General features: G+C 66.9%; 7 protein-coding genes and 1 pseudogene. 6 read left to right on the top strand and 2 right to left on the bottom strand.

What is annotated here, in order from left to right; genetic code table 11:
- Window positions 1-216 precede the first annotated feature (216 nt).
- Window positions 217-486, top strand: a pseudogene (locus ABZ656_RS55180) (ISL3 family transposase); the annotation flags it as partial.
- 106 nt (window positions 487-592) lie between these two features.
- On the opposite strand, the gene ABZ656_RS55175 reads toward ABZ656_RS55180, so the two are convergent.
- Window positions 593-1,060 (bottom strand): MarR family winged helix-turn-helix transcriptional regulator, encoded by a 468-nt coding sequence (locus ABZ656_RS55175; RefSeq protein ID WP_360279906.1) that lies wholly within the window; start codon window positions 1,058-1,060, stop codon window positions 593-595.
- Window positions 1,061-1,264: 204 nt separating this feature from the next.
- Here ABZ656_RS55175 and ABZ656_RS55170 point away from each other — a divergent pair, with 204 nt between their 5' ends.
- The 5 genes from ABZ656_RS55170 (at window position 1,265) to ABZ656_RS55150 (ending at window position 5,412) form a co-directional block, all read left to right on the top strand.
- Window positions 1,265-1,999 carry an SDR family oxidoreductase gene (locus tag ABZ656_RS55170; RefSeq protein ID WP_360279903.1) on the top strand — a complete coding sequence of 245 codons (735 nt, stop codon included), beginning with the start codon at window positions 1,265-1,267 and terminating at the stop codon, window positions 1,997-1,999.
- Between the two features lie 67 nt (window positions 2,000-2,066).
- Window positions 2,067-2,930 carry an MFS transporter gene (locus ABZ656_RS55165; protein ID WP_360279900.1) on the top strand — a complete coding sequence of 288 codons (864 nt, stop codon included), beginning with the start codon at window positions 2,067-2,069 and terminating at the stop codon, window positions 2,928-2,930.
- Between the two features lie 68 nt (window positions 2,931-2,998).
- Entirely contained in the window at window positions 2,999-3,853 is an 855-nt protein-coding gene (locus tag ABZ656_RS55160; RefSeq protein ID WP_360279897.1) for an LLM class flavin-dependent oxidoreductase, read from the top strand.
- Window positions 3,854-3,952: 99 nt separating this feature from the next.
- Complete coding sequence (locus tag ABZ656_RS55155) at window positions 3,953-4,570, top strand: NAD(P)-binding domain-containing protein (protein WP_075028365.1); 618 nt, start codon at window positions 3,953-3,955, stop codon at window positions 4,568-4,570.
- 173 nt (window positions 4,571-4,743) lie between these two features.
- Window positions 4,744-5,412 carry an NAD(P)-binding domain-containing protein gene (locus tag ABZ656_RS55150; protein WP_360279893.1) on the top strand — a complete coding sequence of 223 codons (669 nt, stop codon included), beginning with the start codon at window positions 4,744-4,746 and terminating at the stop codon, window positions 5,410-5,412.
- Window positions 5,413-5,667: 255 nt separating this feature from the next.
- On the opposite strand, the gene ABZ656_RS55145 is transcribed toward ABZ656_RS55150, so the two are convergent.
- Window positions 5,668-6,827: IS1380 family transposase (locus ABZ656_RS55145; protein WP_360279890.1), on the bottom strand; the 1,160-nt coding region annotated here is incomplete at its 5' end.

The raw sequence follows: 6,827 nt of genomic DNA, 5'->3' as shown, positions 1-6,827 counted from the left end.
CCAACGTGACAGCGCCCTCGAAATGTAGGTCGAAGGCGTCTTCCAGCGCCACACAGCTGTCGCAGGGGCCGACAGGGAAGCCGTGCATCGAATTATCGGCTCTTCACAGATGAGAGTGTGGTCCTCGCCGCTGGGACCGGCGCGTCGGTGACGGGATAGGCGTCGATGTCTCCCGAGGATGGACGTTCTCACACTGCCCATCTGGACGCTCTCGACATGCCCGACGCTACCGTCGCGGCGCGCCCCGATCATGGGTTCACGCGCGCTGATCTGACCACGTTCTGCCGTCTCGATGAGCTCGGACTCGAGGTGACCGGCCAGCGTCTCGCACCCGACCGGGCCGTGCTCGCCTGTCGGGTCCTCGAACCCGACCAGTGGTGCCGCCGCTGCGGTGGCGAGGGGACCGTGCGTGACACGGTGACCAGGCGGCTCGCACACGAGCCGCTCGGCTGGCGGCCCACGACGTTGGCGGTCACGATCCGCCGCTGCATCGCGCGGTCCCTGTCGCTCGAAGTCCCGACAGCGGACGACAGTCGCTGACCGGTCTCGTGTCGCCGGACGAGGATAGCGATCACAGCGATCCGGATTTCCCTCAGCTAGGACCTTCTGCGTTTTCGAGCTTGGCCCAAATCCGGGTGATGGCAGCAATGTCATCGTCGTCGAGGGGATCGACGAAGTGTCTCTTGACCGAATCCTCGAAGGTTCGTCTGACCGTCTCGGCGAAGTGCCGTCCGCTTTTGGTGAAGCTGATGAGCGATACGCGCCCGTCGCCTTGGTCGGCGCCACGCTGGAGGTGCCCGGCATCGATCAGATTCTGGACCAACCGTGATGCTCGAGTGGGGCTCACGCTGACAAGTTCGCCAGACAGAACTCGAACCGACTGAGGCTCGGTTTCCAGGAGCCAGCACAGGATCTCGACGGTGCTGAACGAGATCTTGTGCTGGTCCATCAGCGCGGCGTCGATCCGCCCGGTAACTGTGGAGTGGGTGAGCAGCAGCGCAAACCAGCCCTTGACTTGGTCCGGGGAAATGATTCGCGGTTGCGACACGGGTGCCTTCACACCCAGCAGCATACCCGGAAACTGAGTGCCCTCCCAGTTAGGTGCGCGCGCACGCATCTGGTACGGTGAGCATGTAGTCACGAACGGGAGAACAGTCCCGTTTGCGGAGCGCTTCGCACAACCGGCACGTACTCGCCGGCCCGCGTGCCCCGCAGGGTCCGCGCACCGTTCGGCCGTTCGGCCGACAGAAGGATGAAGGTCAACATGTCCAAGCTTGATGGCAAGGTCGCCGTGATCACTGGAGCAACCTCTGGGATGGGGTTGGCGACGGCCAAGTTGTTCGTGGCCGAAGGCGCCGACGTGTTCATCACCGGACGAGACAGGCGCAGGCTGGATGAGGCAGTCGCCTCCATCGGCCACAACGTGACGGGCGTACAGGCGGACTCAGGAAATCTCGACGACCTGGCTCGCTTGGCCGAGACCGTGCGGGAGCGTCACGGACGAGTCGACGTCCTATTTGCGAGCGCCGGCCTCGGATCGGTTTCGGACCCGCTGGGAAGCATCACCCCGGATACGTTCGATGCGCTGGTGGGCGTGAACTTCCGCGGCACTGTGTTCACCGTTCAGTACCTGCTGCCGCTGATGAGCGACGGTGCGTCGATCATCCTGAACGGCACGACCAGCGCGACCAAGGGCATTCCCGGTGCCGGGGTCTACTCGGCGAGCAAGGCCGCCGTGCGTTCACTCGCCCGCACCTGGGCCGCGGAGCTGAAGGTCCGCGGCATCCGGGTGAATGTCGTCAGTCCCGGTTCGATCGACACCGCGCTCTTCAGCACCGTATCCCCCGAGATTCGGGAGCAGATCACCGCCGCCATCCCTCTGGGACGGCTGGGAAGCAGCGAGGAAATCGGGGCTGCTGCGCTGTTCCTGGCCTCCTCGGACGCCAGCTTCATCACCGGCGCAAACCTAGTCGTCGACGGCGGGTTCAGCCAGATCTAACAGCGAGCGACGACCAGAGAAGCGCCTCATGTCGGCGCTCCGACCTAACCGCACCAGGGCAGAGAAAATGAGCCCCAAGCAGTCCCACGATGAACATGGCTTGGTCTTCGGCTCGGCCAGGGCCCAGACGGACGGCTGGGGCTCAGCAGTCACACTGACCCCGCTCGTCGTCGGTGGTCTCCTGCTGGTCGGCTTCGTCGTGCTCCAGAAGGTCGACCGTCACCCGCTCATCCCGCTGCGCGTACTCGCCGACCGCAATCGCAGTACGGCCTACCTGACGCTCTTCCTGGCGAACGCGGCGGTATTCGCAGTGTTCCTGTTCCTGACGTACTACTTCCAGGGCGTGCTGCGCTACTCGCCGATCACGACCGGCGTCGCGTTCCTGCCGCTGATGGTGACAATTGGCGTGGTAGCCACACTGACCCAGGGCGTGCTGCTGCAGCGCCTGACCATGCGGTTCATCGTCGCCGCCGGCTTGATCGCCTCCGGTGCTGGGGCCGCCTTGCTGACCCAGGCCGATGCGGGCAGCCCGTACGCGGCCTGGGTGCTGCACGGGCTGGTGCTGATCGGAACGGGTATCGGCTCGGCCGCCGTCGTGGCCGTCGCGGTCGGGCAGATGGGCGTCGAACCGCGCGACGCCGGCACCGCCGGGGCGCTCAACAATGTCTCACAGCAGCTCGGCTCAGCGCTCGGCGTCGCCTTGATCAGCACCTTCGTCGCCACCGCAACCAACCACTACCTGACCGACCATGGCAGCACGGCCGTCGTCGGTGCCACCGTGCACGGGTTCGCCATCGGATTCTGGTGGGCCGCGGGCCTTTTCTGGGCCGCCGCTGTCATCTGCGGCGCCCTGATCCGCGGCGGCACCAGCCTTCACCACGAGGCCGGCCAGCCCGAGCCTCTCGACGGAATCGTCAGCGCCCTGATCTGACAACACGCCGTGGGCGACGACGTCGCGCGTCGCGGCTGACCACACACAAACGACTGAAGGAGACATCGATGCCTGACTATGGTCATCCCCTGCGTTTCGCAACATTCATTGGTCCCACGAACTCCCCGGCGACCCGTCCGGTCGAGTTGGCGCAGCTCAGTGAGCGGCTCGGTTTCGACTTCGTGACCTTCCAGGATCATCCCTACCAGTCGAGCTTTCTCGATACCTGGACTCTGCTGAGCTGGGTGGCCGCGCGGACCGAGCGCATCGGTCTGTCTGGCAATGTGCTCAACTTGCCGCTGCGTCAGCCCCCCGCCGTGCTCGCCCGCGCGGCCGCCAGCCTCGACCTGCTCTCCGGTGCTCGGATCAGCCTCGGGCTCGGGGCCGGCTTCTACTGGGATGCGGTGCAGGCGATCGGCGGACGTCGATTGACCCCGTTGCAGTCAGTGGCGGCGTTGAGCGAGGCGATCGACGTGATCCGCGGGGTGTGGGACGCCGACGGGCCCGGACGACTGGATGTCGACGGGGAGTTCTATTCGGTCCACGGCGCCGAGCGCGGACCCACGCCCGCACACGAGATCCCGATCTGGCTCGGAGCCCACAAGCCGAAGATGCAGGGCCTGGTGGGACGTAAGGCCGATGGCTGGTTGCCGTCGCTGCCGGTCATGGAGCCAGGCGGCCTCCAGAAGGGAAACGCGATCATCGACGACGCCGCGCGGGCCGCTAACCGCGACCCCCGCGAGATCACCCGGCTGCTGAACATCTTCCCGAGTCAGCAGACCGCGGAGGCACTGGCCCAGATGGCCGTCGAGGACGGTGTCAGCGTCTTCATCCTGGCCAGCGACGACCCGGACGTACTCGAACGCTTCGCCACGGAAACTATCCCCGCCGTACGCGAACACGTCGCCCGCGAACGCTCTTAGCACTCCGCCCTGCGCGGCCAATGCTCTCGACGCAGCCCACCACACCGGCAAGACCCCTATTACCCAGCAGTTGATCGATAGACAGCAAAGGAAAACGTCATGACCACCATCAGCATCATCGGCTCGGGCAACATGGCCACCGCCATCGGCACCCGGGCGGCGAAGCACGGCCACACCATCGAGCTCATGAGCCGCAACACCGTCAAAGCACAGGCGCTGGCCGACCAGATCGGCAATGGAGCCACCGTCGGCGTGTTCGGTGCAACGCCGGCAGGTGACATCGTCATCGTGGCCGTCCCGTACACCGGCGCAGTCGACGCGGTCATTCGCTACGACGGCGCGTTGGCCGGCAAGATCCTCGTCGACATCTCCAATCCTTTCAACACCGACGCCGACGGGCTCGCGACTACCCCAGGTCGCTCGGCGGCCCAGGAGATCGCCGCTGCCGCCCCCGAGGGCACACCGGTCGTGAAGGCGCTGAACTCGATATTCGGCCACGTCCTCGCTCACGACAAGCCCCTGGACGCGTTTCTTGCCGGCGACGACGCAGAGGCGAAAGCCCAAGTCGCGGCGTTTCTGAAGAGCATCGGCATGCGGCCTCTCGACGCCGGAGGGCTCCAGATGGCGTCGGTCCTTGAATGGACCGGCCTCCTGCTAATGGGGCTGGCCCGCCACGGCGCCGGCTTCGACATCGCCCTCGGCGCAGAATTCAACTGAATACCTGGCTGTCTCGGCTGCCCCGTGCTGATCGGGTGAGGTAGTTGGGCGGCTGTGTGACTGGCACGGCCTCGGTGATCCGAGGGCGACCGGTGTTCAAGGACGTCGTTCCTAGGCCGACATCGAGCAGTAGCAACGACAGAGTAGGTGCTTTCGAGAAGGGAAGCAGAACTATGACAACGGTTGGATTCATCGGAAGTGGGCAGATCGGGAGCGCCGTCGCGCGGCTCGCCATCGAAGCCGGGCACCGGGTGGTGCTGAGTAACTCGCGCGGTCCCGAAACGCTCGCGGACTTGATTACGGAACTGGGGCCGCAGGCGTCGGCCGCGTCGAGCACGGATGCCGCAGCGGCCGGCGACATCATCGTGGTAGCGGTGCCAGTCAGGGCCTTTCCTAGGCTGCCCGCCGCGCCACTAGTCGGGAAAACAGTCATCGATACTTGCAACTACGGCCCCGAGCGGGATGGGCCCATCCCCGAACTCGACGACAAGTCGCTGACCTCGAGCGCACTACTGCTGCGCTATCTCCCGGACGCCGTGCTGGTGAAAGCGTTCAACAACATCTTCTTCAAGCACCTGCTGTCACTCGGCCGCCCGGTAGGAGCCGCCGACCGCTCCTACCTGCCGATCGCCGGCGACTCCACTGAGGCCAAGGCGACGGTGGCCGAGTTCATCGACTCGATCGGCTACAGCGTGGTGGACACAGGACCGCTGGCCGACAGCTGGCGGCAGGAGACGAGCACGCCGGTGTGGGGGGCGCCATATGGACCGTACTCGGAAGAGGAAGGCCGGCCGGTCGGCGCGAATGCGATCCGCGCCGCCCTGGCCAGGGCCACGCGGTAACCGCAAGTCGGCGCGCGCCGCAGCACTTCTCGCTGCTCCCGCAAGGCCCATGAACGCGTGCAGCAGGTGCACAAGATGGTCCCATATAGGGGCCTGAGGAAGCGGGCCGTCGACTAGCCTCGCCGTTTCAGTTGGGGTTGCTGGGTGGCTGAGCGAGGTTGTTTGAAGCCGTGTCGGCCGGTGGACATGGTGAGGGCCCGGCGCGGTGGTCGGGTTCTCCAAGGTCCTTGAGTCGAGGTGGGCGGGGACGGCGAGTCAGCCGGCGGGGCGGGGGAGTGCGGCCAGGCGGTGGAATGTGGCCGTGAGTTCGTGTCGCCAGGGCCAGGTCGCCGATATCCGAAGGCGTAGGCGGCGGCCGCCCCGGGTGAGGCGGGCGGCGACGTGCAGGATCCGGTAGCGGAGTTTCTTGGGTTCGGCGGCCGCGAGTTCGCCGTCCAGCAGGAGGACGCGGGTCCAGGCGAGGAGGTCGATCGCCGCGAGGCTGAGTTCGAGCCATGCGGCGTTGATGTTGAAGTTGCGGGAGGGGAAGCGGCCGAAGCCGGTGGTCTTGCCGCACCGGATGTGGTCCTCGACGGTGGCGTGTCCGCGGTGGCGGACTTCCAGGAACTGGGCCGAGCCGGCGGTGAACGGTGTGTCGGTGAGGAAGGCCTGGTGGCGCAGGCCCTCGTCCTGGTCGAACAGCGAGAGCTGGGCTCCGGGGTGGGGACGTTCGCGGCGGACGATGATGCGGGTGCCGACCGGGTAGCCGGCAAGGTCGACCGCGCCGGTCAGTTCGGCGACCTCGGCGGACTCGCGCAGCGTGCCGTCCTGGTCCAGGGCGGGGTGCCAGACCTGCTCGGGCAGGGCCCGGATCGCGCGACGGACCGGCTCTGTGACCGCGTATCCGACCGAGAAGCGCAGGTCCAGGCCGTGCCCGCGCAAGTCTCGGAGGTGAGCGAGGAACGCCTTCGCGGATCCCGCGCCGTCGGTGCGGATGAGGATGTCGGTCCCGTGCCGGTGGGCGTCGGGGATCTGTGCGAGGGCCTGGTCGAGCACCGCGACGTGATCGGCGGCGGTGTTGGCGCCGGCGTTTCCGGGCCGCAGGATGCCGGACATCGCCTCGCCGGTATTGGCCAGGAAGCACAGCAGCGGGTGGAACCCGAAGCCGCCTTTGTAGGTGGGTGCGGCCGCTTCCTTCTCGGAGTGACAGGTGATCAGGGTCGCGTCGAGGTCCAGGACCAGGCCGGTCACCTCGCGCCCGCCGGCCTTCACCGCCGGTATGCCGGAGCCGGTCTCGTCGGCCTGCAGCCAGGCCACTTCCCGGGCCTGAGCGCGGGCGGACCGCAGCCGGTCCAGTACCCGTTCGTCGACGGCGGCCAGCAGCCGCCAGGCCGTCGGCGTGGAGGCCACCGGGCCGAACGGCGCTGTCACGTTGA

The sequence above is a fragment of the Streptomyces sp. NPDC007095 genome, from assembly GCF_040634475.1.
GTDB lineage: Bacteria > Actinomycetota > Actinomycetes > Streptomycetales > Streptomycetaceae > Streptomyces.
This window is presented reverse-complemented; position numbering and strand designations above follow the sequence as displayed.

Coding starts and splice junctions, on each gene's coding strand:
- ABZ656_RS55170 (WP_360279903.1), top strand. CDS start 1,265: ATGTCCAAGCTTGATGGCAAGGTCGCCGTGATCACTGGAGCAACCTCT.
- ABZ656_RS55155 (WP_075028365.1), top strand. CDS start 3,953: ATGACCACCATCAGCATCATCGGCTCGGGCAACATGGCCACCGCCATC.
- ABZ656_RS55150 (WP_360279893.1), top strand. CDS start 4,744: ATGACAACGGTTGGATTCATCGGAAGTGGGCAGATCGGGAGCGCCGTC.
- ABZ656_RS55165 (WP_360279900.1), top strand. CDS start 2,067: ATGAGCCCCAAGCAGTCCCACGATGAACATGGCTTGGTCTTCGGCTCG.
- ABZ656_RS55160 (WP_360279897.1), top strand. CDS start 2,999: ATGCCTGACTATGGTCATCCCCTGCGTTTCGCAACATTCATTGGTCCC.